Source organism: Streptomyces sp. NBC_00045 (assembly GCF_045041095.1).
In the GTDB taxonomy this organism is placed as follows: Bacteria; Actinomycetota; Actinomycetes; order Streptomycetales; family Streptomycetaceae; genus Streptomyces.
Map to the genome: position 1 here is coordinate 153,895 of NZ_CP108271.1, position 26,827 is coordinate 180,721.

Genomic DNA, 26,827 nt, shown 5'->3' on the forward strand with positions numbered 1-26,827 from the left:
ATCGGCGGATCAGGTTCCGTCCAGCGGCGGGCTGCGATGAGTCCCCGATCCGCTGTCAGCCGGGGCGCCTGGCCGCACGTCGGAGCTTCAGGGGGGCGGCGGTCGTGTGCAGCCGCACCCGCTCTCACCGGCTGTCTCAGGTGCGCAGGCGCAGCGGAAGCGGCGCCGGCCGGGCGAGCAGGCGCCGACGGCTGGCACGGCCAGGGCGGCCAGGGCGATGCGGATCGTGGTGAGGTCGGCGATCTCTACGTCGACCTCGGCGAGCTTGGCCACAGCGCGGCCTTGGAGCCCTGTCCCGGAGCGGCCGGGCCGGCGGCGGCCGGCCTCCGGCAGCTCGGCAACCTCCTGAAGCGTGAACCCCAGCCGCCGGGCGGCCTTGATCACCCGCAAAGCGGTGACGGCCTCCTCGGCGTATGGACGGTGACCGCCGGGGCTGCGGCCGGGCGCCGCGAGAAGGCCGCGCCACTCGGCGTAGCGCAGCGTCCGGATGTTCACCCCGTCGCCTCCGCGATCTGCCCGCTGCGCAGGCCCCGCAACCACCGTCACCCCGCGGCCGCGACACTCCGCGCGGCCAGGGGCGCCCAGGGCTCCCGGCACCGCCTCGTACGCCGGGCCGGCCGAGACGTCCAGACGCACCGACTCCGGTTCGGTGTCGATGCCGAAGGTGAAGAACGAGCAGCGGCCGCCTTCGCGCTCCACCAGTTCACGCACGCGCTCTTCGACACCCGGCCCGCCCTTGGGGTCCAGGCGCAGACGGAGCGGCCGGGGCCAGGACGCAGCCACGAGCCGCTCGGTGAAGCGCGTCCCACTCCGCGTCCCACTCCGCGGCCCTCAAGGGCCGCCCTCGATGGGCAGGGTGCAGGACTGCGGCGCCGGGGCGAGATCACTCGTCGCTCACTCCGTCCGTCGGACCCCTCAGTCGCTGTCCGCCGTGGGGTCCGATGCCAGGGCCTGCAGGACCGTGAGGGTCTCGGCGCTCGGGGAGACGGCGAAGAAGGCCGCGTCAACCGCTTCCACCGCCGCGATGGCGCGAGGGGCGAGGTCGGCGCCCTCGGGGGTTGCCCGGAGCCGCTTGGCTCGGGTGTCCGCGGGGTCGATCTCGCGCTCGATGAGGCCCTTGGTCTCCAGGGTGCGCAGCACCTGCGAGGTCATCTTGACGTCCGTGCCGGCCTGCCGGGCCACGGCCTGCTGGTTGGGGTGGCCGCCCTCGCGGTTGAGCCACCAGATGCAGGCCAGCAGGACGAACTGCACGTGCGTGAGCCCGAGGGGCGCCAGTGCCGCCGCAACCTCACGCTGCCAGCGCAGCGTCGCGTGCCAGAGCAGGAAGCCGGGGCTTGCGCCCGGAGTCAGCATCAGGCCTCCGCCCGTCGTGCCAGCGCGGCCATCGTCTGCGGCCAATCCGCCGTGATGCCGGGGCCCACCTGCGGGCCGATTTCGTCGGCTTCGGCGCCGGTGATCTCCATACGGTAGGTGATGCGCGCCCCGCCCGGCTCGGCGGTCACGCGGTGCGTGGTGCGGAACAGCAGCCCCGCGAAGCGTGCTTCGTCGACGAACACCTCGGGAGCGCTGACCTGGGCCAGGGTGAGCTCCACCGGATCCTGGCCGGCCGGGTGCATGGTGATGCGGGTACCGGCGACGAGCGGGCCGGTGGCCTCGATCTTCTCGATGTCCGCGTTCCAAACACCCCAGTTCGCCACGTCCGCCCACTGCTGCCAGACCGCCTCGGGCGCGCCGGCGGTATCGACGCTGTGCTCGTACGTCCACATGACGCTTCCCCATTTCCTCGATTAATCTGCACACAGATTATCTTCACGCAGACTAAATGTCCAGCGTGGCCGCGTGGAGCGTAGGCCCGCCCGACGAGCGCGCAGGGCCGAAGCACTGCGTCGTTTCCCCGCCTGAATAGAGTGACCGCCATGATGAAGATCAAATCGGTAATGGCCCTCACCGTCGGGGCGGCGGCGTTGCTCGCCGGCATCCCCACGGCCGCTGTCGCCGATGCCGCGCCGCTCGTGACCACGGGTGCCACCTTCAACGACCCGACCGATCCGGCGCGGCAGGATGCGGTTTTCGCGCACATATCGCGCCTCATCGACGGCGCCGTACCGGGGTCGAGCATCAAGGTCTCGATGTACGTCCTCGGGTCGGACTGGCTCGCGGGGCGGCTGAGTGCGGCGCACCTGCGCGGGGTGAACGTCGAGGTGCTCCTGGACAGCGAGAGCCTCAAGCACTACGCGGGCTCCGGGACGTACGGGAAGCTCGCCGACGGGCTGGCTCAGAAGACCGGCACGTCAGGGGCCTCGTGGGTGCGGGTCTGCGCCGAGCACCAGGCGTGTCTGGCGAAGGACCCGAACCCGGCGGACGGCTACTACGGCGTCAACCACAACAAGTTCCTGCTCTTCTCCAGCACCACCGGCAGCGCGACGGGCACCGTTCCCGTCCACGACGTCGTCGTGCAGACCTCGGCCAATCAGACGGCGTGGGACCGCCAGAAGGCGTGGAACGACGCCCTGACGGTGGTCGAGAACCCCGAGCTCTACTCCGCATACGCCGGGTACTTCGGCGCCCTGACGGCGGCCCAGGCGGACCCCTCGAAGCAGACCTCCGACTACCCGACGGAGTATCAGGCGGGCAAGGCGAAGGCGTACTTCTTCCCCCGGTCCGACTCGGACGTCATCCTCAACATCCTCAATACGGTGGACGATCCCGTCAGTGGCCGGCCGGCCTGCCACGGCAACTCTGCGGGCTACGGCACGACTGACGGCCGCACGGTGATCCGGATCGCGATGCATCAGATCACCCGTGCCGAGGTGGCCAAGAAGCTGTGGGAGCTCGACGACGCGGGCTGCTACGTCGACATCGTCTACCGCAAGCTCGACAACAGCGGGACCGCGATCGCCGACCAGCTCGCCAAGCCGACCAGGTTCGGCGGGATCACGCTGCACAAGCTGGACGACGACGCGGAGGGCCGTACGGCGACGCACTCCAAGTACCTGTTGATCGAGGGAACCTACCAGGGGCTCCCCGACCAGAAGATCGTCTTCACCGGCAGCCACCCGTACACGGTGAGCGGGCTCGTCAGCAACGACGAGGCGCTGCTCAAGTACCAGGACGCGGCGGTGCACGACGCCTATCGGGAGAACTTCCGTGCTCAGCGCACCGCCGCTGACCGGCAGAACCCCTAGACAGGATCTGACGGGTCTTCGAACGGGACCGCGAACCCAGATCGCGATGGCCTCGGTGGACGCAGTGCCGTCCAGGATCTGGTCGCGCGTGCGCATCGGTTCGCGACGGTCCGGTGATGCTTCAGGTTTTGGCTCCGCCGAGGTCGGCGGCCGTGCGGTCAGAGGCGGAGGATGACAAGGGCGGTGTCGTCGGTCATGCCGGCGGGCGGGATCAGGTCGGTCAGGAGGGCGTCGGCGAGCTCGTCGGGGTCGGCGCTGCGGTGGCGCGTGAGGGAGTCGGCGAGCCGGCGCAGGCCGGTGTCGATGTCCTCGTGGCGGCGCTCGACGAGTCCGTCGGTGTAAAGGACGAGAGTGGAGCCCTCGGTGAAGGCGATCCGGCTCTGAGGGCGGGATACGTGTTCGGGGCGGGCTCCGAGCGGGGGGTCGGTCGCCTGGTCGAGGAACGTCACGGTGCCGTCCGGGTGGCAGAGCAAGGGCGGCGGGTGGCCTGCGCTGCTGTAGGTGAGGCTGTGGCCGGCCCAGTCGACGAAGACCGAGACGGCGGTGGCGGACTCCGCGCCGTCGACATGGCGGGCGTACAGGCCGAGCACTTCGAGGGCCTGGGCGGGCCCGACTGCCACCCGGGAGACGGCTGACAGGGCGCTGCGGAGCTGGCCCATGACGCCGGCGGCCTGCAGTCCGTGGCCGACGACGTCACCGACGGCGACGGCGGTGTGGTCGCGGTGGGGCAGATCGATCACGTCGATCAGGTCGTACCAGTCGCCGCACACGTTGAGGGATCCGGTGGCGGGCCGGTAGCGCACTGCTGCGCGGTGGCCGAGCGGGCCGGGCGCGGGCAGCATCGCTTGCTGGAGGTGGAGTGCGACTTCGCGTTCGCGTGCGTGGGCGTCGCGCAGGCGCTGGTTGAGCTCCTGGAGTTCCCGGGCGCGGCTGTAGAGCTCTGCCTCCAGGACCCGGTCACCCTGACCTCCTCTGCGGGGACCGCGGGCACGCATGAGCTCGGTGACCTCCTCCACCCGGTGCAGCACCAGCGCCACGGCGCCGTCCGGAGCGAGCACGGGGACGTTGACCGGGCTCCAGTACCGCTCCTCCCACATCCCTGGCCGGTCGGGGTCTTCCACGTCGTAGCGTTGCAGTGCCATGCTGTCGCTCTCCCCGGTGGAAGCGACCCTGCGCAGGGACGCGGACAGGTTGCGCATGCCGCTCGCGGCCGGGTCGCGGGGATTGTCGGGGAAGACGTCGAATAGGTAGCGGCCCATCACCTCGTCACGAGTACGGCCCGACAGCGACAGGTAGGCCTCGTTGGCCTCGGCGAACCTCAGGTCCGGGGTCAGCAGGGCGACCGCGCCCGGCAAGGCGTGAAAAACCGCAGCGAAGTCGATGTCGATGTCGAAAGTGCTCACGCTCCACCTCTCCGGCGTGGGACGTCGTGGTCCGCGAGTGCGTTCTCGCGCAGGTTCGGTTCCACCCGGAGCGTCCTGGTGAACCACGTGCCGTAGCGGTCGCCCAGGACGGGCGCGGATGCTCCGTGGAGCATGATGCTCAGGCCCACGGTCACGGCGACGACCTCGCTGAGCAACTTCTCCCCGGGTAGGTGCGCTTCGAGGGCGAGCAGGCCGAACACCAGGGAGGCGAGCCCGCGCGGACCGAACCAGCCGATGTAGGCCACGGAGGCGGGACGCAGGCCGGTGCCGGCGAGGGCGAGTGCGACGGGCAGCATCCGGATGATCGTCAGGCTGAGCAGCGCGTACACGACCGTGCGCCAGGTCAGGTACTGGAGTGCCGGTCCCAGGATGACGGCGCCGAACACGAGGAAGCTCAGCGAGGCGAGGAGGAGGCCGAGGCGTTCGGTGAACCTGGTGCTCTGCGCGGGATCCGGGTCCTGGCCACGGACACCCGGGCCGGCGGGGGTGCGGCGCAGGTGAATGGCGAAGGCCAGGCCGGCGGCCCAGGCACCGATGAAGCCGCTGCCCCCGCCCACGGCGCACAGGACATAGGCGATGACCGGTAGGGCGAGCACCAGGAACTGCCGCCAGTCGGAGCTGCTCCACCCCCGGGCGAGCGACCAGCGCAACAGGCTCGCCCCGGTCCAGCCGGCCGCCCATCCGATCGCGCCGCTCAGCAGCAGCGCCCGCAGGAAGGTCTCGGCCACGCCCGGATGGCCGTGTCCCTCGTCCGCCGCCGCGAGCGCCAGGACGAAGAACGGCAGGGCCAGACCGTCGTTCAGACCGGATTCGACGGTCAGGCCGCCGCGGATCAGCGATGGTACCCGCCGGTTGGCGAAGGCCTGCTGCCCGAGCGCGGCGTCCGTCGGCGCGAGGATGACGGCGGCCAGGGCCAGCTCCCACACGCCCAGGCCGGGCAGCAGGGGCCATGCCGCCAACCACCCCAGAGCCATCGTGACCGGCAGGCCCACCGCGAGCAGCCGCAGCGGCAAGAACTCCTCCCGGCGCAGGTCCCCGGCCTTGATCCCCGCCGCGTCCGCGAACAAGAGGAGCACCAGCGCGCTTTCCAACAGCACCCGCGTGACCTCGGGATCCTGCTCGGCGTCCAGCAGGTCCAGGCCCAGTGGGCCGATCGCCAGCCCGACGATCATGAACACCATCGGTCCCGAGAGCACCGTCGTCGACAAGCGCCGTGAGAGCGCCCCGTAGCCGACGACCGCGGCCCCGGGGATCACGACGGCCCAGCCGTTCATCCGCACTCCTCACACCGGGCATCCGTCGTCTCCGGGTCACGCGCCACGGGCGGCGTCCCCGGGCGCCCGGGGACGCCCGTCCCGCCTCACAGGGCGACGCGAAGTCCGACCCTACGGGGCTGCCGGCCAGGCCAGGGGAAACCTGTTCCGAACGCGCCCAACTGGGCCCGGTCGGCCCAACCAGCGGCGGCCGCCCGAGCCGGGCGGCCGCTGCGGCGCTGTGCACGGCCGGCGCAGCCGGTCGGACCACCCGGCGGCGCACCCTCCGTGAAGCCTTCCTGCTCCACCACGACCAGGTGATCGCCGACGGTTCGTCCTGTCGAGCACCTGCAGGTCAGCCGTTCCATCAACTCCGGGTCCGTGCCGCTGACCGGCCTGGTGGTTCGCGTGGGCGCGGGCCGATGGGGCGGACTTTCGCCCCCTGGCCGGACGGCCGGGGCGCGTTCGACGGCGCCTTGGCCCGGGCCCCCGCCGACATGCCCCCGTTCGCCGTGCGGGGCCCGGTCTCAGTCGGCGGCGGAGCCTGGGTCGTCGAGTTCGTGCAGCCCCGCCGGGTCCTCGTCGGTCAGCAGCTCCCCGGTCTCGGTGACGAAGCGCTGGGCGTGGCCGCGGTGGACGCAGAGGAGTTGGTCGCGGGTGCCGGTCCGGTCCCGGTGCACGGCCAGCGCCGGACCGTACTTGCTGCTGTGACCCGGCATCGCGGTGTCCGTACTCCACCCTGCGCCGTCGAAGGCGGACCACCACAGCTGCTGGCGGGCTGGGTCCCGGTGGACGCACATCAGCTTGCCGTCGAAGACGGCGAGGCCGATGTTGCTCCGGGTACGGTGGCCGGGCAGCGCGCCCTCGGAGGTCCAGGTGGTGCCGCGCAGCCTGGACCAGTGGATCGCCCCGTCCTTGGCGATCTCCAGGCGGATTCGGCTGCCCTTGGGGAAGAGGTAGGAGGTCGGCCAGACCTCGATCTCGTAGCGGCCGACGGTTCCCGGCTCGATCGGCTGGGGCGGCTGGGTGCGGTGGGAGGCCTTCAGCCAGCCGCGGGTGACCATGGCGGAGGGCGGCGGTACGTTCTTCGCGATCCTGCGCATGAGGATCTCCTTGAGCTTGGGCACGGCCTGCTGCTCGGAGATCTTGACGTGGAAGTCGGTGTCGTGTTCCAGGGGCGGGGTGGTGAAGGTGAGGATGCCCCGGGTGGGCTGTGGGATGCCGTCGGTGATGACGGTGGTGCCGACCGTCCACTCGGGGTTGGGGTAGTCGTAGACGGTCGCCGTTGCGGCCGGCCCGGTGGGTGGGGTGGTGGCGAGGCTGCCGTCGTTGAGTGAGATGACGGCGTGTGCGGGTTCGGGGTCCAGGTAGAGCGTGATCGGCACGGCGCGCCGAGGTGGCCATTCGGCTTCTTCCCGCGGCTGGCGTCCGGAGTTGGCGACCTGGATACGGACCGCAGGGCCGTCCATGACGCCGTTGTCGACGCCTTTGAGCCAGTGGTCGTACCAGGGGCGGATGTAGGTGTCGAGGAAATCGGGCTGGTAGTAGCGCTCGTGGCTGTCGGTGCCGGCGAGTACGACGAGGCGCTTGTCGGTGCCCGTGAGCCGTTCGTAGCCGTCGAGCTGACCGCGCAGGTGCAGGCCGACGCTGTACCACCAGGCGATGTTGAGCACAGGGACGTCGATGTCCTCCACCTTCACCGCTCGCTGCTCCCACCAGTCGTCGAACATGGGCCGGTCCAGGGTCATGCCGATGAGGTCGGCGGTGATGCCGCCGGGCCGGGGCGGAGTGCCGCCGCCGATCGTGGCGCCGGCGCGGAGGTTGTCGGTCGACCAGAAGTTGAGGAACCCCATGGAGTAGACCCCGCCGTGGTAGACGGCGTCGTGGTAGGCGTCCGTGAACCCGCTGTAGATCAGCGTGCAGGTCAGGTGCGGCGGGCGCTGCGCGGCGGCCAGCCACTGGTTCACGCTGTAGGAGCTCTCCCCGATCATCGACACTTTGCCGGTCGACCAGAAGCGGGAGGCGATCCACTCGATGGTGTCGTAGAAGTCGCGCTGCTCGGCGGGGCCGAACAGCTCGAACTGCCCCTCGGACCTGCCGGTGCCGCGCTGGTCACCGACCACGACGGCATAGCCGTGGCCGGTCCAGTAGTCGAGGGGGCCGGTCTCGATGAACCGGAACATCGGCACGGCCGGCAGGTACAGCAGGTCCTTCTGGTACGGCGCCACCGCGTACAGCGCCGGGAACGGCCCGTCCCCTTCCGGCAGATACACATCGGCGCAGATCCGGGCGCCGTCAGACGCAGTGATCCACTCGTTCTTCATCGTACGCATGGCCAGCTCCTAATTTCCTCATGCGTGGAAATTAATTTCAACGTATGCTGAAACTCTCGCTGAGGGAAAGCCCCCTCTTCGAACCGTTACGGAAGGTGATGCGGTGTGACTGGCCGAGGCCCTCGGGGTGAACGCGGAGAGCAGGCGGACAAGATCGTCGCCGCCGCCCGCAGATCCTTCGCCACACGCGGCTACGCCGCGACCTCACTCCGATCGGTCGCCCAGGAGGCCGGCGTCGACCCCGGCCTGGTGAACTACTACTTCCGCACCAAGACCGGGCTGCTGGAAGAGGTGATGCAACCCCCCGAGGCGTTCGGCGCAGCCGTGGCCGCCGCCGCCGGCCAACCCATGGAGCGGCGCGGACACGCCTTCTTGCAGGCCAGCCTGGACCTGTGGGAGGACCCCGTCTCCGCCGAGATCCTGCGCTCCATCATCCTCACCGCCGCCCAGGAACCCGCCGCCCTGCAACGCCTGCGGCAGCTGTTCTCCGAACTCGTGCTGGCCGTCGTCTCCCACAGCCTGCCCGACATCGAACGCAACCTGAGGGCCAGCCTCATCGCGACCCAGATCGTCGGCATGGTCATGAACCGCTACATCTGGCAGATCGGCACCATCGCCACCCTCCCCGCCGACTCCGTCACCGACCTCCTCGCCCCCACCATCCAGCACTACCTCACCGGCCCCCTGCCCTTGAGCCCCGGCGACGACGGCCCGAGCCCGGGCTGACCCGACCGGTCCAGCGAATCCCGCCAATGGTTCTCCGGCGCTCCGACAAGCCCGCCGGCGCGCGGCGCCGTTCCGCTCTCGGGCGCGGGAAGCCTGTACGCGCACACCTGGGACCTCCGAATTCGCGGAGCTCCTGCATAGAGGCTGCGTGCCCGTATCCAGGCCTCGGTGGAAGTGCTTGCGGTCGCGGGGCATCATTGCCCCGGCCCGCCGACAGCGGGTTCGGCCAGGAATGCGCCGACGGCTGCGACGTCGTCGACGGGCCTTGACCCCGAATCTTGGACACCCGAGAGACTTGGATCTTGATGGTCCAGAAGAACGGATGTCCCGTGGTCATGAAGCACTATCCGCCGGAGTTCAAGGCGGACGCGGTCTCGGTCGCGTTGTACGAGTCGCGCCGATGATCGCTTCGGTGGTCGGGGGCGAGCCGGTCGGGGTTCGCGCTGTTGCTGAAGTTCTGCGAGGCGGAAGCGTGGCTCCTGAGGACGTCGGGGAGGTCCCGGCGCCGACGAGCCCGGGCATCGGGATCCGGGCGGAGCTGCTCCGGCAGCACCGTGAAGCCTTGCCGCGCGTACCGGTCCACCGGGTTGTTCCCGGTCGCATGGACCCTCACCAGCATCTCGCCCGGTCCTGCCGCCGGCCGGGGCACCTCCTCGTACACCAGCTGCTCCAGGGCGCCCAGGACGCCGGTCGGATCCACCCCGACGCGGACGGCACCGACCTGTTCACCCTGGTCAACGCCCTCAGCTGGATCACCGGCCAGGCCCCCACTCTCGCGACCCGCCGCGAACACCCGCTCGCCCTGGCCCTCGACGGCCTCGCCCACCGTGGGACTCAGCCGGACGGGTGAACCGTCGAAGGACTCGATCCGGCGCGCCCGATGCGCTTGCGGGAGGAACGGTGATTTTGCAGGCTGTCGGCTGCTGATCTTCAGCGATGGAAAGCCCGTCCGTCCGAAGACAGCCGCAAGCCGAGGAAAGGAACCCGCCCCGTGTCCGCTGCACTCTCCGACGACCTGCAGAAGCTCATCGACGACACCCCTGTCTTCGCGACCATCGCCACCATCCAGCCGGACGGCAGTCCGCAGCTGTCCGTCACCTGGCTCGCCCGGGACGGCGACGACCTGCTGTTCTCCACGACCGTCGGCCGCCGCAAGGAGACCAACCTGCGCAGGGACCCCCGGGTCACCGTCATGATCAACCCTGCGAACGCGCCCTACACCTACGCCGAGATCCGCGGCGAGGCCATCCTGACCACGGAAGGCGGACAGGAACTGATCGACGAGCTGTCGCGCAAGTACACCGGCAAGGGCTACGCGGACTTCAACCCGGCGTCGGCCGAGGACGCCGAACGGGTCGTGGTCCGCATCACCCCCAGAAAGGTCGTCGGCTCACTCTGAGCTTGCCGTTTATCCACCGGCGTCGCACTGGGCTCGAACTGGTTCGGGGTTTTCCCAGTTCACCGGACCGGACTGCGTCAGGACCGGCACTGTCTCGCCCAGCAGGTAGTACGTCGTGTTCCCCGCGTTCGCGTACTGGGCCACCAGTGTCAGGGCCTCGATCACCGGCCGGTGGGCATGGCTGGAGGAGCGGAACTCCAGCACGTCCAGCAGCTTGATCAGCCCGCGCCGCTAGTGGTTGGTGTACGACGCCTTCAGCGTCGTCTGCACCGTGCGCCGGTAGACCGGACCACGGGTCTTGAACCCGTGTACCAGCTCCCGCAGCGTCGCCTCACCCCCCGGAGGGGTCCAGCCAAGGTGAGCCCAAAAGGGCAGTGGGATGTTCTTGAAAGCGTGAGTCCGCGTTTCGGGCCCACCACCGAGGGCTTGGCCCTGACCCGGGTTCCGCTGTTCCGACTCTCCCCCGGCGCTGACGCCCCGATGATCCCGCGCGGGTGCGTACAGCGCACCCGGCGGGGACTGGGTGTCGGGCGGGGTGGGGATGACTTCGATCGAGCGGACCGCGTATCAGTCGTAGTGTGAAGATGTAGCTGTAGCCCAGGCGGGACCGCTTCTTGCGGCCGCCCGGCCTGCCGACCGAGGGTCCTGTGTCCGCCGCCGGCGGGGATGTTGCCGAGTTTCTTGATGTCCACGTGGACGAGCTCGCCGGGGCGTTCACGCTCGTAGCGGCGCATGACACGGCCGGTGGCCCGGTCCAGATGGTTCAGGCGGGCCAGCCCGAAGCGAGTCAGGACGCGGTGGACGGTGGAGGGCACCAGGTCCAGGAGGTGGGCGATGCGGGCCGGTCCCCACCGGCGGGCGAGGCGGACCTTGATGATCCGGCGTTCGGTGCGGGTCGGGGTCCGGCGTGTGCTGTGGTGCGGGCGCGCGGACCTGTCACGCATGCCCGCCTCACCTTGATCGCGGTAGCGGTCGGCCCACCGCTGGGCCGTGGTCGGCGAGACCCGGAAACGCTCGGCGGCCCGCCGCAGAGGCCAGCCGTCCTCGACAACGCAGCGGGCCATCCGCAGGCGTCCGCACTCGGTCAGGGGTGCAATTACGGTGGGGCACGAGGGCCTTTCGGTCGATGTAGACGTCGCAATCCACACCGAACCCGGAAGGCCCTCACCCGTTCAAGACACCTCCGCCGAGATCTGGATCACTGTCCACAACCTCCCGGGGCAATACACCTAGCCAGGGCGCGGGTGAGGAGCTGGCGAAGTTCGCTGTCAGCCGGCAGGGCGCCGATACGGGACGCGAGTTCGTCCCGCACAGCCGCGCATGCTTGATCAGAAACATCTGTACTCGCCGGTACGCTCCCACCAACTGTGCGGTGACACCCACAATCGCGAGCGAGCGCTTCCCACGCCCTGGGCCCAGCACGCCCAAGCCCAAGCCCGGCAAGAGCAGAGCGGCGAATACCTGAAAGCGTGCACCGCCTCGAAACGCGCAGCGCTCAACGAGACCCCCGTCACCCCAGAGGAACCCGTCGGCTGGCACCCTGCAGGAAAGGTGGTCGAACAGCACCCCGGCAGTGCCGTAGGGTGGGGCTCACCGACGCGGGGTGGAGCAGCTCGGTAGCTCGCTGGGCTCATAACCCAGAGGTCGCAGGTTCAAATCCTGTCCCCGCTACTACACCGGAAGGGCCCGGATCCTGAAATGGATCCGGGCCCTTCCGCCGTGCCGGGACGCTTCCGGGGTTGGCGGCCCGTTCGGCATCCGGTCCGCCACCGGCAGACATTACGGACGGCTACCACCGGGCCTGTTCCCCCGCCGCTCCCGCGCCACCCTCGGCAGCTCGGAGAACGACCCATCGACAGACCCGTGAGCCTCTCCACCCGCACCGGCCCAGTCCGCAACACCCCACCCGTACAGGCGAATGCCCCGAACCGGGCCTTCTGCAACGCCGTTCAGCCGAGCAGGGCGGCCGCGGACTCCTCGGCGAGGTCCTCGGCGTGCGGGGGCAGCGGGTGGCCCGCCCTCAGGGGGCGGCGGATCACCCCGAGCGGCAGGTCGATCAGGGCCAGGGCGATCCGGTCGCGGCCCTCGGGCCCGGTCAGGCCGAAGGCCGCGCCGAGCCTGCCGAGTCGGGCGAACACCCGCTCGTTGCCTCTATCCGCACGCTCCCGGTGTTCCTCGGACCAGCCAGCCCGGCCGAACTCTTCGGCGCCGTACAGGAGCAGCGCCGCCTCCCGCGGGTGGGCCCGGCTCCAGGCCACGACGTGTCGGGCCCCGGCGCGGGCCGCCCTGCGGGGGTCGGGGTCGCCGTCGAGAGCGGCAAGGTACCCCTCTTGGAAGTCCTCGACGGTACGCAGCCACACCTCGGCGAGGAGCGCAGGGCGCCCCGGGAATCGGTGATAGACGGATCCGCTGGGCGCTCCGACGGTCTGGGCGACCGCGGACATGGTGACTGCGGCCGGGCCGCCGGCGGCCGCGAGGAGGACGGCGGCGTCGAGGAGCTCGTCGGCGTCGAAGCGGGGTGGTCTCGGCATGAATCAGAGAGTAACCTCTAATTCAATTAGAGGTTACTCTCCAATTCAAGGAGCTCCATGCCCGTCCACAACGTCCACGAACGTCTGCTGCCGATGAACGCGGCCGAGGCCGGCGCCCTCCTCGACTCCCTCTCCGACGGCCCGGCCGACCGGCTCTGGCCCCACCGGACCTGGTCTCCCATGGAGTTCGATCGCCCGTTGTCCGCAGGCGCGAACGGCGGACACGGCCCGGTCCGCTACACGGTCGCCGCGTACGTCCCGGGAACCTGGGTCCGGTTCACCTTCAGCGGCCCTCGCGGCTTCCACGGCTTCCACGAGTACGCCGTGCTGCCGGTCGACGACGATCGCACGGTGCTGCGGCACACTCTGTCCATGCGAGTCACCGGAATCGCCCGGCTGAGCTGGCCGCTGGCCTACCGCTGGCTGCACGACGCGCTGCTGGAGGACAGCCTCGACCGAGCCGAACACCCGGCCCGGCGCGCCCGCTGGTCCCCGTATGTCCGGCTGCTCATGGCCATCGCCCCCAAAGAACACTGACCGGCCCGGACCCGCGCTCCCGGCAAGGCCCAATAGACGCCGCCCGGATTGTCACCACCGCCAGCCGCCGGCACCTTCGATTCAGCCGTCGCTGGCCCTGGAACGACGTGATGACCAACGCGGTCCAGCGACTCGCGGCTCTCCCGAGCCCTGGCTGACCAGCAGCATCACCCGCCCCAACGATCCTGATCACCGCCGGAAACCGTATTGAGGTCGGGCGCGTAGGGCGGCAGGTGATAGGCCGTGAGCCAGTCCTGCGTGTCGACGAGCTGCTGGTGGGCGGCGATGAGGAGGTCGCGGTACTCGGTCCGGGCGAAGCTCTTGCGGCCTCTGGCCTTGTGATCGGTGTCGTTTGGGTCGGTAGATCAGGCGGGAGCGTTCCCCGGGTTTGTAACAGCACAGGGCGGCGATGGAGAAGCGTCCCTGGGAGCGTCCACGGACCCGGATGACCCGGGGTGGGTCCGCGCCGGCTCCAGGTGCGGGAGGTCGGCGGCGTCATCGAGGATCCGGATCGCGGTCACGCCACCCTGCCGTTTGTCGTCAACCTCCACCGACCCCACCAGAACCACGAACCCGGTCTTCACCAGGACATCGAACTCCAGCCGGCGGACCCCGAGCCGCACCGCAGCCTGCTCCGGGTCCAGCGGCACGTGCCGGTCGAGCAGGGCAGGCAGGCAGGTCCCGGCGGCGGCCGAGCGCGGCCACCTGGTCCGGATCGACGTCGGGGAACTGCGTGTCCCCGCCGAGGTAGACCAGGAGACCGGCCTTCACCAGGTGTCCGACCGCCGCCGCGGTCACCCTCGGCCGGAGAATCGGCAGCGGCACCCCGAGGGCCTCCGTCAGCCGGTCCGCCGCCACCCCGGCACCGATCGGGCCCCGCAGCGCCGCACGCACCTGCTCCGGGTCGACGCCCTCCACTACCCCCCGCGGCCACGGGTGTGAGTGGTTGCGGTACAGGATGTAGCGCGGAGAATGATCATGGCCGCTGGACCGTGGCTCGGCCCCACCGAGTACTCAGCGCTGGGCAGCATCCGGGGCGAGACCTCCCACGCACTCGCCCGGGGGGCTCCGTGCTGTGGTCCGGGTCAAGCCTCAGTGGTGGCAATGGCCTTGCGGGCTGCCTTCTTGGCGGCGTCCACGCGCCGCTGAACCTTGATGACCGCCTCGATGGCTGGTGGCTGACGATCCGTCCGGGCCCTGCGCTCACCCCATCGGGTAGTAGGCGTACGCCTGGTCGCCCGTCTCGCGCAGGATGCGGGCATAGCACCTCCCATCGCCCACGAGCATGGGAATCATAGAGGTCGCGAGCAGGAAGGGGCCGCTGTCGTGAACCACCATCCAGCGGTCGTCAGGTTTAGGTTTAGGTTTAGGTTTAGGTCCGGCCCGTGGATGTGGTGGGACAGCCCGGTGACGATCAGCACGAGACTGACCACGATGATGCAGTTGCCGCCTCGGCAACAGACGACTGGCCTGTGGCGGAAGACTCCGCACTCCCACCGGACAAGGTTCGGTTCGACACACGCTCATTGATGGAGGGTCGGGCGGAGTGGCCGCGCGAGGTCGGGCTGGAAGTTGGGACGCCGTAGCGGGCGGACGATGCGCGGCGGACGCCCGCCAGGGATGGCGCGGAGCAGTGGTAGCACAGGGGCCTGGGTCGAAGCCATCTGCCGTGGCTTCGACCCAGACCCACTGGTCATGGCCGGGCGGTGAAAGGGCGGGCAGCCTCCGCCATGACCATGTTCTCGGCGGGATCCGTGGCTTACTACCTGTCGACGGCGTCGGTCACACGCTGCCAACTGTCCAGGTCTGCGATCCGTGCCTCCAAAGCGGGGCGCATGCCCGTCGCGCTGGAGGCGCCAAGGGCCAGGCGCAGCGGAGGGTTGGGGCTGTCGACCGCGGTCCGGATGCCTGCGGCGATCCGCGCCGCGGCGGAGAACGCGGACGCCGGCAGCTCTCCGATGCCCTTCTGAACCTCGCGGACGGTCTGGTCGTAGTCGCCCAGGCCGGCTGCGACATCGAGGTTGGCAAGGAAGGGGGTCGCGGTCATCCCGGGCTGGATGATCGTGACCTTGATGCCGAGCGGTGCGACCTCGGCCGCGAGCGCGTCCGACAGCCCCTCGACCGCGTACTTGGTGGCGGCCAGCAGACCCACGCCGGGATGGGCGGACTGCCCGTAGACCGACGAGCCCTGGAGGATGTGCCCGGACCGCTGGGCGCGGAGCACCGGCAGCGTTGCGCGGAGCACGTTGAGCACTCCGAAGACATTGGTGTCGAACACGGCACGGACCTGCGTGTCGGAGGCCTCCTCAACAGCTCCGAACAGTCCGTATCCCGCGTTGTTGGCCACGACGTCGATACGGCCGAACCGAGCGAGCGTGCCGTCCACTGCGTCCCGGACGGCTCGCTCGTCACGTACGTCCGCCTGGACGAGGAGCAGGCGCTCACCGTGCGCTTGCGCCAGTTCGTCCAGGGAGGAGGTGTCGCGGGCGAGGGCCGAGACGGTGTCGCCGTTCTCCAGTGCCTGGAGCGTCAGTTCGCGGCCGATGCCGGACGTCGCGCCGGTGATCAGCCACGTACGGAGGGGGGTCTGGTGGTTGGATGTCCCATTCATGTTGCGACCGTAAGTCGTTAGCTCGCAACGAGTCAAGCTAGATCGACTGGGGGGTTGCCTACTAGCTTGATTAGCCCGGCTCAGGCTGATGTACTGTGGGGGGATGATCAATGCGACATCCGGATCCCCCAAGCCCAGCCCGCGCACCGTCGCGCCAACGGTGGAGACCGTTCTCGCGTTCGTGAACACGCGCGCGGACGGATCGGGTCGCCGAGAGTCGTTCGGGGACGGCGACTCGTTCGCGGCGTGGCTGGCGGAGCGCGACGAGTTCGGTGGCGAAACCGTGGTGACCGACGCTGACGCCGCGGTCGCGCGCGAGTTGCGTGATGCCCTGGTGACCGTGCTGCTCGCGCACTCGGGCGATGAGGAAAGTCTGGGTGAGCCGCTGCTGCATGCCGAGCAGCACCTGCGACGTGTGGGTTCGCACTACCCGCTGGCGACGGTGGTCACGGCCGGCGGTGTAGAGCTGGCCTCGCCGCAGGTGGGGGTGCCGCGCGTGTTCGGAACCGTACTGGCTGCGGTGACGACGTTCGCCCAGAGCGGCGACTGGGGGCGCATCAAGGCATGCCGGAACCCCCCGTGCCATTTCGGTTTCTTCGACCGCACCCGCAATGGGGGAGGGCTGTACTGCAGTACTGGCTGCGGCTCTCAGGTGTCCATGCGCAAACACCGCCAGCGGCAGCGCCATGGCAGTGGTGCGCCATCCGAGGCGTGAGACCGCCCTTCCAGCGAAGAAGGGTGATCATCCCCACCGACAAGCGTAAAGGCCAGAACCCCGGCCTGGCCGGCATCTACCGGGCACTCGCCAAGCACGAGAAGCGCCAGACGCACCCCGAAGCCGCCGAAGCGGCCCACGCCGACTCTGCCACTCTCGCGGCTCCGGGGATCAGCGGAACCGTGATTGGCGCTGAGATTGATCATGGGCTCTACCTTGGCCCGGAAAGGCTGATCGACTCCTTCGCGGATGCCTGCCCCGGAAGGCCCCCGGAAGCCTGGAGGGCGGCGAAGTCGGTATGCGCCGCGGTGACGGCTTCGAGGTACGCCGCCCGCTTCTCTTGTTCGACGAGCGCCCGGTAGACGCTCGACAGGCTCGGATTCTGCCCCTTGCACTTGCCGTGGGGATGATCAGGTCGGGCTGGATCTGCTCGACCGTCTCGCCGTCCGCCGGCGCCGGCGGACGGTGTGCAGCACGTCATCGGTGATGACCGGTGGCCGGCCGCCGTGCTTCGCCTTGCGGGCGGCAGTGTCGAGCCCTTCGAGCGTCGACTCGCGGATGTTCTCGCGCTCGGTCTCCGCCGTGGCCGCGAAGAGGGCGAAGAGCAGGCGGCCGTGTCCGGTGGGGTCGTAGATCCCGGCGAGTGGCCCGGCGAGCATCTCCAGGACCAGGCCGTGGGCTGCGAGGTGGTCGGCGAGCGCGGCCAGCTCGGCGGCGTCGCGGCCGAGCCGCTTCATCTGGTACACGGTGCAGATGACCCGGCAGTGCGGAGCGTGGGCCTTGATCTCGCGGGCGGCGGCGAGCGCGGCCTCGAACGTGGGGCGGACCCGGACGCGGGTGCTGATCTTCTCGGCGAAGGTCTTGTCCCTGGGCATGTTGTTGGCGGCGAGCGCGTCGAGCTGGGTCTGAAGTTCCTGGGTGAGGGTCGAGCAGCGGGCGTAGCCGATACGGATGTCGGCGCTCGGGGTGTCTGGGTCTACGGGGCCGGCTCGGAGGTGCCGGGTCGCCACGGCTGGCCGGGGCCGCGGTCGGCGGGGGTGGGTACGCGCAGGAGCCCGAAGGCAGCGACCGCCTGAACCTCAGCGGGTGACGGAACACCCCACCTCCACCACCCCGTCACGACCCGGGCCCCGGCCCGGCAGCGCAAAGCCACGACGCCAAGGCCCGCCGAACGCCCCGCCGCCAAGCCCAAGCGCAAGGCAAAGGCCCAGCCGAGCACCCGCACACCCCCACCGCACCGCTCATCGCGACCCGCACACAAGCCCGGGACCGGGGTCGCGGACATGGCCGAGCTGCGCCGCGCTGCCCACGGCGTAACCGGCCCCACCGTCACCTCACTCGCCACCAGGCCTACCGCCACCGACCCCCGCGGCCGAACCGCGCCCCGCTGCCAGCCCGGGCCAGCCCCGCTCGCTGTTGCGACGTTGCGCTCAGGCCGCCGGGCTGCCGGACGGGATGGAGGTCGGCAGGAAGTAGCGACGCAGCAGGCGGACCCGGATGGACCAGCGGGCGGGCCGGACGAGGCGGCCTGTCGCCTCCCGCTCGATGTTGTCGAACAAGTCGGCGAGGAGCGCTTCGTGAAGCCAGCGGATCGCGAGCGGCCAAAGCAGGCGCATTGCCCCGGCCAGACGCCCGGATGCAGTGTGGATGACCCGACAGCGTGCCGGCCCATCTGGGACGATGACGAATTCGTGGTGACCCTCCAGGCCAATGCCGGGCGTGAAGGTGAAGCGGACCCGGCTGCCGGGCTCGTACGCGCTCACCTCGTAGCGGATCCTGCCGTGCCCCCCGGACGAGCCGATGGCCAGGCCGGCGTCGAGTCGCAGTGGTGACCAGGCCGGCATCGGCCACAAGCGGTCCTGCGGAGTGCTCAAGAGATCGAGTAGTGATCCGACCTCGGACGCCGGTGCCTCGATGGTGGACGTTGAGCATGCTGTGCCTCCTCCGGACGCACTCCATACGGGTGCGTATGGAAATGACCGTACGCTACCGTATGGAGATGGGACAAGAACGTCGTCGGTTGTCGGTGAACGACTGGGCGGAAGCCGCGCTGAGCGCCCTCGGTGAAGGCGGAGTGGACGCCGTCGCGGTGGAGCCGCTCGCGAAGACACTCGGCACCACCAAGGGCAGCTTCTACTGGCACTTCGCGAATCGAGAGGCGCTCATCGAGGCAGCACTCTCACTCTGGGAACAGCGCTACACCGAGGCGACCATCTCAGCCGTGGCCACCGAACCCGAACCTGCAGCCCAACTGCGGATGCTCTTCACGCGGGTGAGCAGGGACGCGGAACACAACCCCGTGTCCGTCAGCGTACTCGCCTCGGCAGGCCATGAACTCGTCGCACCCGTCGTGCGGCGCGTGATGGAACGGCGCATGGCCTACGTCGTGAGCCTCTTCGAGGAACTCGGATTCTCGCCTGAGGTGGCGGTACAGCGGGCCGTTCTGGGACTCACGGCCTACATCGGGCACAACCAACTGGCCGTGCGGCTGCCGGGTCTGCTCCCACTCGGCGCGCAGGACCGGCTGGACGACTACGTCGACGCGGCGGTCGCATTGCTGCTGCACGACGCGCCCGGCCCGAGCACGACCGCGACACCATAAACGGGGTCGCCCGGACTCCTCGTCCGCCTCGACGGCACCCACATGTCGCACGTCGCATCGATCACCGCGCCGTCGTCGAGGAAGCCATGGCCGCCGATGCGGTCTGCACCCTGACCAAGGCCGTGCTGGCACTCGACGAGCAGATCACGAACATCGACCTGAAGATCGCAGCCCGCTTCCGCACACCGCCATACAGAAGTGATCGTCAGCATGCACGGAAGGAGCCCGTTGCTGGAGCGGAGTTCATCATTTGCACCGGCGGGGACACGGACGCCTTCGGCAGCGCAGGCCCGCCGGAGCACACCGGGCACGTGTGCTCCGGCGCCGCGGGCTTGAAACAGCGCCGCGACCGACTCCACCCCGACCAACTCGACACCCTCGCCGAACACGGCATCGATTGGGCGTAGTAGGGCGGGGACAGCGCCGTAGGAGAAACGGAACCAGGCCCCCACCAGCCGCTCACCCCAGTGACACCTACCCGCACCCACCAGCGACACCACCGCCGCACGTCACATGTCCGGCCCTTCCCGACCCGGGCCGGGACGGGTCGTGGCGTCGGACAGCCAGTCCCGGATCTGCGTGCGGGACGGTGCTGTCCGGGTCGCTGGCGCCGATGTGGTGGAGCCCCGGCAGGACGGCCGGAGGCGGCAGATCAATCCAATACGTGCCGGCCCGCAGGGTGCCTCGCCCCGCCGAGACCGGTGGGGAACAAGCCGTGCCGGCCACCACGTCCCGCTTGGTCCGAGGCCAGCCGCCGAAACGCCACGTGGACTCGGCGGTCAGGCCGTCCTTGGACCGTCAGCCGACCTTCCAGACGACCTCGGGCGCCGTGCCGGTCTCAAGGCTCGGGTTGCGGTAGTCGCGGTCGCCCTGGAAGCCGACGAACACGGGCTGCACATTCTCCGGAACCAGGTAGATCTCGCAGGTGGTGACGGACTTGCCCTCGGTCAGGCGCAGGTCGGAGCCGGAAGCCTCCTGGCAGGGCTCGAACTTGGCCCCCCAGGAGGCGGCGGAGTAGTACGCACGCTGCTGGTCAGTGCCGTGCAGCAGCAGCTTGAAGTTGAACGTGCCGACGTCCTCCGCACCGCCCTTGTGAGCGTAGGTGGTGGTGACGTAGTAGGGCGTCTTGCCCTCCAGCAGCCCGACGCCGAGCTTTTCCACCGCGGCCTTGTCCCCCTTCACGACCGAGACCGGGGTGACGCTCAGCTGGGTCTTCTCGTTGTTCGGGAAATGCGTGTCGGACACGTCCGCCGGTGTCTTCAACGCGAGCGGCTCGGCGAACGTCCCCTTCTTCGTGGCGGCCGGGCCGTTGTCCTCCGGTCCGCAGGCAGTGAGCGCCAGGGCCGCCAGCGCGATCGGCGCGGCAGCGCGGAGCAGACGGTTGGTCAGCACGATGTGGATCCCCCGAGGTTCTTGATGTCCGGCAACCGGCCGCGCCCCTGCGTCAACCGGCACGGTGACCCTATCCCGCCGGATGATCACGGTTCGCCACACCTGTGTCACCGTCTCGTCCCAGCGGCGGACACGTCCGGAACAGGAACGTCGCAGGTACGGCGTGGGTGCGGCGTGGGTGCGGCGCGAGGTGGCCGGCAGCCGGTCCGGCCGGCCCTGCCTTGCTCCTTCCAGCAGGATCTGGCGGTCGGACGGATGCCGAGGGGGCCGAACTCGTCGAAAGCGCGGAATCGTCAGGACCCGCGCCGATCCAGGTGCCGGCGGCGGAAGCGCCCGTCGCCGTGCATCACGAACACGACCGCGGTGACGTCGACGGCCGCCAGGGTCACGTCAACCACGGCGACGACTCGGGCCCGAATCGCGGCGGCGGGCGCGCGGGCGCGCTCAAGGAGCGACCCGCGATCAATCCGCTGTGACCAAGCTGCGCCACGGGCGTGGGTGTGCCCCGGTGAGGAAGACCAGGAGAAGAAGCGTCACGTCGCTGTTCGCGCTGTAGCAGGTGGCCTACCCGCTCCAGCGTAGAAAGGTTGAGGGGATCCCGTCCGCCGCCCACCACGCCGCCTATGCCGACCTCGCCCCCAGCGAGCCGCAGTTCAGGGTCGTCGATCCGCGGCGAACAACCGTCCCGGAGGGGCAAGCAAGTAGCCTTCCACGAACCCCGAGCCGCCCCTTCAGCTTGACCAAACCCATAGGGGCCCCGCAGCCTTGCTGGCAATGTGCGACCCGGCGGAGCGGATCCCGGGCGCACCCCGCCCGTGCGAGTGGTTCGTTCCGCGGCCGTCGGCCTCCAAGGCCGCAGCCGCGGCCGCGTTCAGGATTCCGTCTGGGGCCCTTCGTCGTCGACCGCACCGCGCCGGGCTCGTTCCAGTAGGAGGAGGGCCTCGGTGCGGCAGTGCCGGTGGGCGGGTTCGGTTAGGAGGGCGGCCGCCTGCTCGGCCCGCCGCGCGGCGGCCTCGAACTCGCTTTCCTCCAGCGAGACTTCGGCCAGCAAGAGCAGCGCCCTGGCTTCGAAGATCCCGTACCCTCTGCGACTGGCCGACTCCCGGGCCGCCTCTGCGAAGCGTGCCGTATCCGCCAGCCGCCCCAGTCGCAGACTGGTGTCGGCCAGGCCCAACAAGGCCCGGAGTTCGGGTGTGCGGGCATTGCAGCGTCGGGCCAGGCCGCGTGCCGTCTCGAAGTGGTTCAGGGCGACGCCTTGGTTCCCGACGCTTTGCGAGAGTAGGGCCCGCCCGACGTAAAGATAGGACTCGGCGCGGGCTTCACCGGTCGCGATCTCGAAGCCTTGGTCGATGTGGTCGAGGGCGCCCGCCCGGTCGCCCGACCGGATCATGGTCATCGCGAGCCAGAAGAAGGTGTAGGCGATGTCGACCTGGTTGCCGAGACGCCGTTGGATCTCGGCCGCCCGGTCCAGGGCCGCTCGGGCACGCTCCGGGTGGCCGCTCTCGTGGAGCACCGCCCCGAGATTGCGCTCGGCGAGCGCCGCCGCCGTCGGGAAGCCGAGCTCGTCGTAGAGGACAAGCGCCCGGGTGAGCTGCTCCTCGGCCTCGGCCAGCCGGCCCATCTCGTGGAGGATCGCCCCCACGTTGCCCGTGGCGATGGCCTCGCCGGTGCGAAAGCCCGTACTGCGGCCGAGCTCCATGCATCGCTCGCCGTGGCGCAAGGCCTCCTTCAGATCGCCCACGTACCACATGGCGAGGCACAGGCTGTTGTGCGCGGCGCCTTCGCCATGCGTCGATCCGATGGTTCGGTACAGCTCCAGGGCCCGAAGGTCGTGGAGCATGGACATGTCATAGTCACTCTGGTTCAGGTATGCGCTCGACAGGCTGCGGTGCGCCGCGGCCTGTCCATTCAGGCTTCCGTCGGCCTCCGCCGCGGCGAGGCCCGCCGAGCCCACGGCGAGCCAGTCGACCGCGTAGGACCGCCTCATCATGTACGGACGCAGGGCGTCGGCGAGCGTCCACGCGAGCTTGCGCGGTCCATGTTCCGCGGCGTGCTGCACCAGGGCCACGGCGTTCGGGCGTTCCGCGTCCATCCAGTCCAGGGCCTCGGCGGCGTCGGCGAAGCCGAGGCCCTGGCCGGCGCTCTCCACGGGGAGGCGCAGGGCTTCGGGCTGCAGCAGCCGCACGGCGTTGTCGGTGCTTCCGAGATACCAGGCGTGCAGCCGCTTCAGGGCGGCCGACTCCTCCTCCTCTTCCCGCACCCGCTCGGCGGCGTAGGCGCGCAGCAGGTCGTGGAAGGAGAACCGGCCGGGCGCGTGCTCTTCCAGCAGATGGCTTCGGACCAGCTCGTCCAGCAGGGTCTTGGCGGCCTGGAGGTCCAGGCCCGCCAGGACCGCAGCGGCCTTGAGCGGGAGGTCCCCGCCGGGGACGACCCCGAAGAGGCGGAACATCCGGGCGGCGGTCGGCGAGAGCGTGGCGAAGGACATGTCGAGCACAGAGCGGATGGCCGTCCCCTCGTCCCCCGGCACCTGGAGCGCCCCCAGCCGGTCCCCGGTCAGCCGGGCGGCCTGCTCGGCGAGGGAGCGGCCGGGGTGGACGGCCAGGTCGGCCGCGGTGATCGCCACGGCGAGGGGCAGGTAGGCGCAGGCGGCGGTGAGGGCGTCGGCGACCTCGGGCTCCGCGTCGACGCGGTGCGCGCCGATGATGTTGAGGAGCACCTCCTTGGCTTCGCCGGGTTCCAGCATGCGCAACGGCAGCGGCGTCGCGCCCTCCCGTGCGACGAGCCCCGCGAGCGAGTCGCGGCTGGTCACCAGGACCAGGCACTCCGAGCTGCCCGGGAAGAGCGGGCGCACCTGGTCGGCGCAGTGCGCGTTGTCCAGGACGACGAGCATCCGCCTGCCCGCGCACAGGGAGCGATAGAGGGCCGCGGCCCGGTCCGCCTCCACCGGGATGTGCTGCGCGTCCACGCCGAAGGCCTGGAGGAATCCAGCGAGCACGTCGATGGGCCGCAGCGGCCGGCCCACGTCGTGGCCGCGCAGGTTCACGTACAGCTGTCCGTCGGGAAAGGACTCGCGCCGGCGGTGTCCCCAGTGGACCGCGAGGGCCGTTTTTCCCGCGCCGCCCTGCCCGGTGATCAGCGCGGTCCGCACCACCCCGGTGGGCACGGTGCCGATGGTGGGCAGCATCGCATCGAGCCGCCGCAGCGCATCGATCCGCCCGGCGAACGCCTGGATGGATCCTGGCAGTTGGGCGGGCGGCGGCTGGCCCGCGGCCGTCTCCGTGCGGCGGTTCGCACCCCGGGGTGCCGCCTCGGTCCGCGGTGCGCGGGCGTCCATGAGGGCGGGGTCGCCGGCCAGGACGCGCCGGTGCAGCGCGGTCAGGTCGGGGCCGGGCTCCAGCCCCAGCTCGTGCACCAGTTGGGCGCGGGCCTGCTGGTAGGCGGTGAGGGCTTCGCCCCGGCGTCCCGAGCGGTACAGGGCGAGCATCAGCTGACCGTGGAGCCGCTCGCGCAGCGGGTGGTTCCCGATCGCGGACCGGATCTCGCCGATGACGTCCGCGTGCCGGCCCAGCCGGAGGTCCGCTTGGACCCGGTTCTCGAAGGCGACCATCCGCGATTCGTTCAGCCGGGGTGCCTCCACCTGCGTCAGCCGGTCCGCGCGGCTGCCCGCCAGCGCCTCCCCCTGCCACAGCGCCAGCGCCGCGCGCAGCCGGGCCGACACGGCGGCGTCGTCCCCGCGCTCCGACGCCTCGGCCGCGCCGCGGGTCAGCCCTTCGAACTCCCGCAGGTCCAGCACGCCGTGGTCGAGCCGCAGCACGTACCCACCGGGCTCGGTGGCCAGGACGTCCCGGCCGGTACCGCAGTCATCCAGGGCGTGCCGCAGCCTCTTCACGTAGTTCTGCAGAGTGGTGCGCGCCGTCAAGGGCGGAGCCCCGCCCCAGATCCCGTCGATCAGCTTTTCGGCCGGCACCGGGCGGTCGGCGTTCAACAGGAGCAGGGAGAGTAAATCCCGCTCCTTCGGCGCCGTGATCGCCACGGGCTCCCCCGCACGCTGAACGTCCAGCGGTCCCAGGATCCGATAGTGGAACACCCGCACCCCTCCCCCTGCACCCGTTCGGGTGTACGGGGAGCTTACGGGAACCCGTCCGTCGAGCCTCGCTAGCAATCCGCTAGCGGCGCCTTCGCATGCTGGCGTCACCTCACCCGCGCTACAACGGAGTTGCCTTCATGACCACGTCAGCGTCCGATCAGAACAGGCTTCGCGTCGCCCTGGTGGAGGGCCGTCCGCTGCTGCGTGCCGGTATCAGGTCTGCACTCGAAGGCGCAGGGGGCATCGACGTCGTCGCGGAGGCCGGGGAGGCCGGCCATGTGGTGCCGATGGTCCTGGCCGCCGCTCCCGAAGTCGTCCTGATGGACCTGGACCTGCCCGGGTCCGCCTCGGTTGAGCTGTGCAGGACGCTGGTCCGCGATGCCGGAGTGCGGGGGATCCTGGGCATGACGGGCCGCGGCGACGACGCGGGGCTGCTGCGGTCCGCCCTGCTAGCCGGAGTGCGCGGGTACGTGTCCAAATCGGCTGGGGCGCACGAGATGGTCGGGGCGGTGCACATGGTGGGGAACGGGTTCATGGTCGCCGGTGATATCGCGGCCCGGCTGGTGACCAGCCTGCTGCGGGTGCCCGGCCGGCCGGTGGAACAGAACCCGGTGCCCATGCTGACCCGGCGGGAGCGGGAGATCCTGGACCTGGTGGCCCGTGGCTACGACAACCGCCGGATCGCCCGCGCCCTGACGCTGGCCGATAAGACCGTACGCAACCACGTGTCGGCCGTCTTCGCGAAGATCGGCGTCAACTGCCGTGCGCAGGCGGTGGTTTACGGGCGGGAGGCCGGCATGGGGCTGGCGGGCTGACAGGCGCGCCCGGGCGGGCAGGGTCAGTGGTAGCCGGCCGCCTGGAGGTCGAACAGGGAGGCGTACAGGCCGGCGGCGGCCATGAGTTCCTCGTGCGCGCCCTGTTCGAGGACGCGCCCGCCGTCGAGCACCACGATGTGGTCGGCGGTGCGGACGGCGGAGAAGCGGTGCGCGACCAGCAGCGAGGTGGCCCGGGTGTGGACCCTGCGCAGGACGTCGAACACCTCCGCCTCGGCGGCGCCGTCGATGGCGGCCGTCGGCTCGTCGAGGATCACGACCGGTGCCCGGCGGACCACCGCCGGTGTCGAGCGACGGACGGGCGTCCGGACCCGAGCCCCCTTCGCCCTTCAGGAGCCACGCTTCGAGGAAGTCGTCCGTGATCTCCACCTCGGATTTCCCCTGGCGGAGCGCCGCCACGGCGAGCGCGGCCAGGGCGGCCTCCTGCTCGCGCGGGTCGTTGCGCGGGGCGGGGGTCAGGGCAGGGCCCGGGGGTGGGAACCTGTACGTCTCGGGCGCGTCCAGGCCGGTCTCGGCACTCAGCGGGTCCAGGACGATCACCTCGGCTCCCAGGCCGCACCGCTCCAGGAACTCCCGGTGGTACGTGGCGAGGTGGTGGCGCCGGGGGGCCTACCGCCCCAGCCGCAGCAGGACTTCGGCGGCGTCTGCGGCCTCGGCGGCCACCTGCGAGTGGAGGGTGGTGCCCCGCAGGTCGAGCCGGGCGTCCGCGTGGAACGGGCTCTGTGTGTGCCCGGGCGCCACCGTCTTCTGGTGCTCGGCCAGCCTCGATGGCCGGAATGCCGGAGCTCGCAGTGAGCGTTTTCAGCGTTGTCTCTCCAGGGTGAGGACGGCTTTGGTGATGACGGTCATGCGGTTGGGGCTGATGCGGGATCTGCGGAAGATCTGCCATGACTTCAGCCGTGCCATGCGGCGTTCGACCGGTGCCCTCGCCGCGGCCAGGGACCAGTTGACGGTGCGCTGGGTGAGGGTGAGTTCACCGCCCGGTGGCCGTTTGTGTCCGGTGGTGACCCAGGGGCCGGCGCCCTGGTAGGCGCGGTCGGCGAGGATCGGGACGCCGTGGCCCGTTGAAAACGCTCACTGACGACACCACGGCTACAAGGTCAGTAGTGGAGCGCTTGCAGATCGTTAGCAGGATTGGTGATCATGGTTCCGCTGCGATCGTCGGCCCACTTCGATGGCCATCGCGGTGGTGTAGTCGC

Annotated in this window: 26 protein-coding genes, 1 tRNA gene and 5 pseudogenes; 11 read left to right on the forward strand and 21 right to left on the reverse strand. The window is 70.3% G+C overall.

Annotated elements, in window-relative coordinates; genetic code table 11:
* Positions 1–87: 87 nt before the first annotated feature.
* The 3 genes from OHA65_RS00890 to OHA65_RS00900 all read right to left on the reverse strand — a co-directional run bounded on the left by OHA65_RS00890 (position 88) and on the right by OHA65_RS00900 (position 1,766).
* A complete protein-coding gene (locus tag OHA65_RS00890; RefSeq protein WP_328761102.1) occupies positions 88–783 on the reverse strand; it encodes a MerR family DNA-binding protein in 696 nt (231 codons plus the stop codon).
* Positions 784–915: 132 nt separating this feature from the next.
* Entirely contained in the window at positions 916–1,353 is a 438-nt protein-coding gene (locus OHA65_RS00895) for a MarR family transcriptional regulator (protein WP_327281118.1), read from the reverse strand.
* Positions 1,353–1,766: an SRPBCC family protein gene (locus tag OHA65_RS00900; RefSeq protein ID WP_328761104.1), complete on the reverse strand. Its 414-nt coding sequence runs from the start codon at positions 1,764–1,766 to the stop codon at positions 1,353–1,355. The genes OHA65_RS00895 and OHA65_RS00900 overlap by 1 nt, the downstream gene beginning before the upstream one ends.
* Before the next feature lie 150 nt (positions 1,767–1,916).
* Here OHA65_RS00900 and OHA65_RS00905 point away from each other — a divergent pair, with 150 nt between their 5' ends.
* Positions 1,917–3,185 (forward strand): phospholipase D-like domain-containing protein, encoded by a 1,269-nt coding sequence (locus tag OHA65_RS00905; protein ID WP_327281120.1) that lies wholly within the window; start codon positions 1,917–1,919, stop codon positions 3,183–3,185.
* 158 nt (positions 3,186–3,343) lie between these two features.
* Here OHA65_RS00905 and OHA65_RS00910 read toward each other — a convergent pair whose 3' ends face one another.
* The 3 genes from OHA65_RS00910 to OHA65_RS00920 all read right to left on the reverse strand — a co-directional run bounded on the left by OHA65_RS00910 (position 3,344) and on the right by OHA65_RS00920 (position 8,195).
* Complete coding sequence (locus OHA65_RS00910; protein ID WP_327281121.1) at positions 3,344–4,588, reverse strand: SpoIIE family protein phosphatase; 1,245 nt, start codon at positions 4,586–4,588, stop codon at positions 3,344–3,346.
* Positions 4,585–5,883, reverse strand: coding sequence for a cation:proton antiporter (locus OHA65_RS00915; protein WP_327281122.1), 1,299 nt, complete (start codon positions 5,881–5,883; stop codon positions 4,585–4,587). The genes OHA65_RS00910 and OHA65_RS00915 overlap by 4 nt, the downstream gene beginning before the upstream one ends.
* A 506-nt stretch (positions 5,884–6,389) precedes the next feature.
* Positions 6,390–8,195 carry a CocE/NonD family hydrolase gene (locus OHA65_RS00920; protein ID WP_327281123.1) on the reverse strand — a complete coding sequence of 602 codons (1,806 nt, stop codon included), beginning with the start codon at positions 8,193–8,195 and terminating at the stop codon, positions 6,390–6,392.
* A gap of 105 nt (positions 8,196–8,300) precedes the next feature.
* Here OHA65_RS00920 and OHA65_RS00925 point away from each other — a divergent pair, with 105 nt between their 5' ends.
* The gene (locus OHA65_RS00925) at positions 8,301–8,921 is read left to right on the forward strand and encodes a TetR family transcriptional regulator (RefSeq protein ID WP_327281124.1); all 621 of its coding nucleotides are present in this window, start codon (positions 8,301–8,303) and stop codon (positions 8,919–8,921) included.
* Between the two features lie 343 nt (positions 8,922–9,264).
* On the opposite strand, the gene OHA65_RS00930 is transcribed toward OHA65_RS00925, so the two are convergent.
* On the reverse strand, positions 9,265–9,540 hold the full coding sequence (locus OHA65_RS00930) for a hypothetical protein (protein ID WP_327281125.1): 276 nt from the start codon (positions 9,538–9,540) through the stop codon (positions 9,265–9,267).
* Between OHA65_RS00930 and OHA65_RS00935 the strand changes: the two genes are divergently transcribed.
* Positions 9,523–9,771, forward strand: a complete 249-nt coding sequence (locus tag OHA65_RS00935; RefSeq protein WP_327281126.1) for a hypothetical protein — start codon at positions 9,523–9,525, stop codon at positions 9,769–9,771. The genes OHA65_RS00930 and OHA65_RS00935 overlap by 18 nt on opposite strands.
* Before the next feature lie 141 nt (positions 9,772–9,912).
* Positions 9,913–10,320, forward strand: coding sequence for a PPOX class F420-dependent oxidoreductase (locus OHA65_RS00940; protein ID WP_327281127.1), 408 nt, complete (start codon positions 9,913–9,915; stop codon positions 10,318–10,320).
* 9 nt (positions 10,321–10,329) lie between these two features.
* On the opposite strand, the gene OHA65_RS00945 is transcribed toward OHA65_RS00940, so the two are convergent.
* Together OHA65_RS00945 and OHA65_RS00950 are read right to left on the reverse strand one after the other, a co-directional pair.
* Positions 10,330–10,524, reverse strand: a complete 195-nt coding sequence (locus OHA65_RS00945; RefSeq protein WP_327281128.1) for a hypothetical protein — start codon at positions 10,522–10,524, stop codon at positions 10,330–10,332.
* A 419-nt stretch (positions 10,525–10,943) separates the two neighbouring features.
* Positions 10,944–11,430: pseudogene (locus OHA65_RS00950) on the reverse strand (helix-turn-helix domain-containing protein); the annotation flags it as partial.
* Between the two features lie 487 nt (positions 11,431–11,917).
* Here OHA65_RS00950 and OHA65_RS00955 point away from each other — a divergent pair.
* A tRNA-Met gene (locus OHA65_RS00955) sits at positions 11,918–11,991 on the forward strand.
* A 278-nt stretch (positions 11,992–12,269) separates the two neighbouring features.
* Here OHA65_RS00955 and OHA65_RS00960 read toward each other — a convergent pair.
* Positions 12,270–12,851 (reverse strand): TetR/AcrR family transcriptional regulator, encoded by a 582-nt coding sequence (locus OHA65_RS00960; RefSeq protein WP_327281129.1) that lies wholly within the window; start codon positions 12,849–12,851, stop codon positions 12,270–12,272.
* A gap of 57 nt (positions 12,852–12,908) precedes the next feature.
* Here OHA65_RS00960 and OHA65_RS00965 point away from each other — a divergent pair, with 57 nt between their 5' ends.
* Positions 12,909–13,388 (forward strand): SRPBCC family protein, encoded by a 480-nt coding sequence (locus tag OHA65_RS00965; protein ID WP_327281130.1) that lies wholly within the window; start codon positions 12,909–12,911, stop codon positions 13,386–13,388.
* A gap of 269 nt (positions 13,389–13,657) precedes the next feature.
* Here OHA65_RS00965 and OHA65_RS00970 read toward each other — a convergent pair.
* Together OHA65_RS00970 and OHA65_RS00975 are read right to left on the reverse strand one after the other, a co-directional pair.
* Positions 13,658–13,887: pseudogene (locus OHA65_RS00970) on the reverse strand (IS630 family transposase); the annotation flags it as partial.
* A 1,263-nt stretch (positions 13,888–15,150) separates the two neighbouring features.
* Positions 15,151–15,999, reverse strand: coding sequence for an SDR family NAD(P)-dependent oxidoreductase (locus OHA65_RS00975; protein ID WP_327281131.1), 849 nt, complete (start codon positions 15,997–15,999; stop codon positions 15,151–15,153).
* A gap of 103 nt (positions 16,000–16,102) precedes the next feature.
* Between OHA65_RS00975 and OHA65_RS00980 the strand changes: the two genes are divergently transcribed.
* On the forward strand, positions 16,103–16,714 hold the full coding sequence (locus OHA65_RS00980) for a CGNR zinc finger domain-containing protein (RefSeq protein WP_328761109.1): 612 nt from the start codon (positions 16,103–16,105) through the stop codon (positions 16,712–16,714).
* A 23-nt stretch (positions 16,715–16,737) separates the two neighbouring features.
* Positions 16,738–17,076, forward strand: a complete 339-nt coding sequence (locus OHA65_RS00985) for a hypothetical protein (RefSeq protein ID WP_327281133.1) — start codon at positions 16,738–16,740, stop codon at positions 17,074–17,076.
* 48 nt (positions 17,077–17,124) lie between these two features.
* Here OHA65_RS00985 and OHA65_RS00990 read toward each other — a convergent pair whose 3' ends face one another.
* Both OHA65_RS00990 and OHA65_RS00995 read right to left on the reverse strand, forming a co-directional pair.
* Positions 17,125–17,724, reverse strand: coding sequence for a recombinase family protein (locus tag OHA65_RS00990; protein WP_327281134.1), 600 nt, complete (start codon positions 17,722–17,724; stop codon positions 17,125–17,127).
* 420 nt (positions 17,725–18,144) lie between these two features.
* The gene (locus OHA65_RS00995; protein ID WP_405760742.1) at positions 18,145–18,588 is read right to left on the reverse strand and encodes an SRPBCC family protein; all 444 of its coding nucleotides are present in this window, start codon (positions 18,586–18,588) and stop codon (positions 18,145–18,147) included.
* Positions 18,589–18,713: 125 nt separating this feature from the next.
* Between OHA65_RS00995 and OHA65_RS01000 the strand changes: the two genes are divergently transcribed.
* Together OHA65_RS01000 and OHA65_RS01005 are read left to right on the forward strand one after the other, a co-directional pair.
* Positions 18,714–19,316: a TetR/AcrR family transcriptional regulator gene (locus OHA65_RS01000; protein ID WP_328761114.1), complete on the forward strand. Its 603-nt coding sequence runs from the start codon at positions 18,714–18,716 to the stop codon at positions 19,314–19,316.
* Positions 19,317–19,402: 86 nt separating this feature from the next.
* Positions 19,403–19,723: a hypothetical protein gene (locus tag OHA65_RS01005; protein WP_405760745.1), complete on the forward strand. Its 321-nt coding sequence runs from the start codon at positions 19,403–19,405 to the stop codon at positions 19,721–19,723.
* A 391-nt stretch (positions 19,724–20,114) separates the two neighbouring features.
* Here OHA65_RS01005 and OHA65_RS01010 read toward each other — a convergent pair whose 3' ends face one another.
* The 3 genes and pseudogenes from OHA65_RS01010 to OHA65_RS01020 all read right to left on the reverse strand — a co-directional run bounded on the left by OHA65_RS01010 (position 20,115) and on the right by OHA65_RS01020 (position 24,795).
* Positions 20,115–20,708: a hypothetical protein gene (locus tag OHA65_RS01010; protein WP_405760748.1), complete on the reverse strand. Its 594-nt coding sequence runs from the start codon at positions 20,706–20,708 to the stop codon at positions 20,115–20,117.
* Between the two features lie 174 nt (positions 20,709–20,882).
* A pseudogene (locus tag OHA65_RS01015) lies at positions 20,883–20,992 on the reverse strand (IS630 family transposase); the annotation flags it as partial.
* Between the two features lie 587 nt (positions 20,993–21,579).
* Positions 21,580–24,795, reverse strand: coding sequence for an AfsR/SARP family transcriptional regulator (locus tag OHA65_RS01020; protein ID WP_405760751.1), 3,216 nt, complete (start codon positions 24,793–24,795; stop codon positions 21,580–21,582).
* A gap of 137 nt (positions 24,796–24,932) precedes the next feature.
* Between OHA65_RS01020 and OHA65_RS01025 the strand changes: the two genes are divergently transcribed.
* On the forward strand, positions 24,933–25,610 hold the full coding sequence (locus OHA65_RS01025; RefSeq protein WP_327281140.1) for a response regulator transcription factor: 678 nt from the start codon (positions 24,933–24,935) through the stop codon (positions 25,608–25,610).
* Between the two features lie 23 nt (positions 25,611–25,633).
* Here OHA65_RS01025 and OHA65_RS01030 read toward each other — a convergent pair whose 3' ends face one another.
* The 4 genes and pseudogenes from OHA65_RS01030 to OHA65_RS01045 form a co-directional block, all read right to left on the reverse strand.
* Positions 25,634–25,885 (reverse strand): hypothetical protein, encoded by a 252-nt coding sequence (locus OHA65_RS01030; protein ID WP_405760754.1) that lies wholly within the window; start codon positions 25,883–25,885, stop codon positions 25,634–25,636.
* Positions 25,886–25,976: 91 nt separating this feature from the next.
* Positions 25,977–26,213 (reverse strand): annotated as a pseudogene (locus OHA65_RS01035) (lantibiotic dehydratase); the annotation flags it as partial.
* Between the two features lie 24 nt (positions 26,214–26,237).
* The gene (locus OHA65_RS01040) at positions 26,238–26,369 is read right to left on the reverse strand and encodes a hypothetical protein (RefSeq protein WP_327281142.1); all 132 of its coding nucleotides are present in this window, start codon (positions 26,367–26,369) and stop codon (positions 26,238–26,240) included.
* A 60-nt stretch (positions 26,370–26,429) separates the two neighbouring features.
* Positions 26,430–26,684: pseudogene (locus OHA65_RS01045) on the reverse strand (transposase family protein); the annotation flags it as partial.
* Positions 26,685–26,827 lie beyond the last annotated feature (143 nt).

What these genes read in the sequence shown, in the direction of transcription:
- OHA65_RS00895 (WP_327281118.1), bottom strand. Translation starts at nt 1,353, where the DNA reads ATGCTGACTCCGGGCGCAAGCCCCGGCTTCCTGCTCTGGCACGCGACG.
- OHA65_RS00900 (WP_328761104.1), bottom strand. Translation starts at nt 1,766, where the DNA reads ATGTGGACGTACGAGCACAGCGTCGATACCGCCGGCGCGCCCGAGGCG.
- OHA65_RS00905 (WP_327281120.1), top strand. Translation starts at nt 1,917, where the DNA reads ATGATGAAGATCAAATCGGTAATGGCCCTCACCGTCGGGGCGGCGGCG.
- OHA65_RS00915 (WP_327281122.1), bottom strand. Translation starts at nt 5,883, where the DNA reads ATGAACGGCTGGGCCGTCGTGATCCCCGGGGCCGCGGTCGTCGGCTAC.
- OHA65_RS00920 (WP_327281123.1), bottom strand. Translation starts at nt 8,195, where the DNA reads ATGCGTACGATGAAGAACGAGTGGATCACTGCGTCTGACGGCGCCCGG.
- OHA65_RS00935 (WP_327281126.1), top strand. Translation starts at nt 9,523, where the DNA reads ATGGACCCTCACCAGCATCTCGCCCGGTCCTGCCGCCGGCCGGGGCAC.
- OHA65_RS00930 (WP_327281125.1), bottom strand. Translation starts at nt 9,540, where the DNA reads ATGCTGGTGAGGGTCCATGCGACCGGGAACAACCCGGTGGACCGGTAC.
- OHA65_RS00960 (WP_327281129.1), bottom strand. Translation starts at nt 12,851, where the DNA reads ATGCCGAGACCACCCCGCTTCGACGCCGACGAGCTCCTCGACGCCGCC.
- OHA65_RS00965 (WP_327281130.1), top strand. Translation starts at nt 12,909, where the DNA reads ATGCCCGTCCACAACGTCCACGAACGTCTGCTGCCGATGAACGCGGCC.
- OHA65_RS00975 (WP_327281131.1), bottom strand. Translation starts at nt 15,999, where the DNA reads ATGAATGGGACATCCAACCACCAGACCCCCCTCCGTACGTGGCTGATC.
- OHA65_RS00980 (WP_328761109.1), top strand. Translation starts at nt 16,103, where the DNA reads ATGATCAATGCGACATCCGGATCCCCCAAGCCCAGCCCGCGCACCGTC.
- OHA65_RS01000 (WP_328761114.1), top strand. Translation starts at nt 18,714, where the DNA reads ATGGGACAAGAACGTCGTCGGTTGTCGGTGAACGACTGGGCGGAAGCC.
- OHA65_RS01005 (WP_405760745.1), top strand. Translation starts at nt 19,403, where the DNA reads ATGGCCGCCGATGCGGTCTGCACCCTGACCAAGGCCGTGCTGGCACTC.
- OHA65_RS01025 (WP_327281140.1), top strand. Translation starts at nt 24,933, where the DNA reads ATGACCACGTCAGCGTCCGATCAGAACAGGCTTCGCGTCGCCCTGGTG.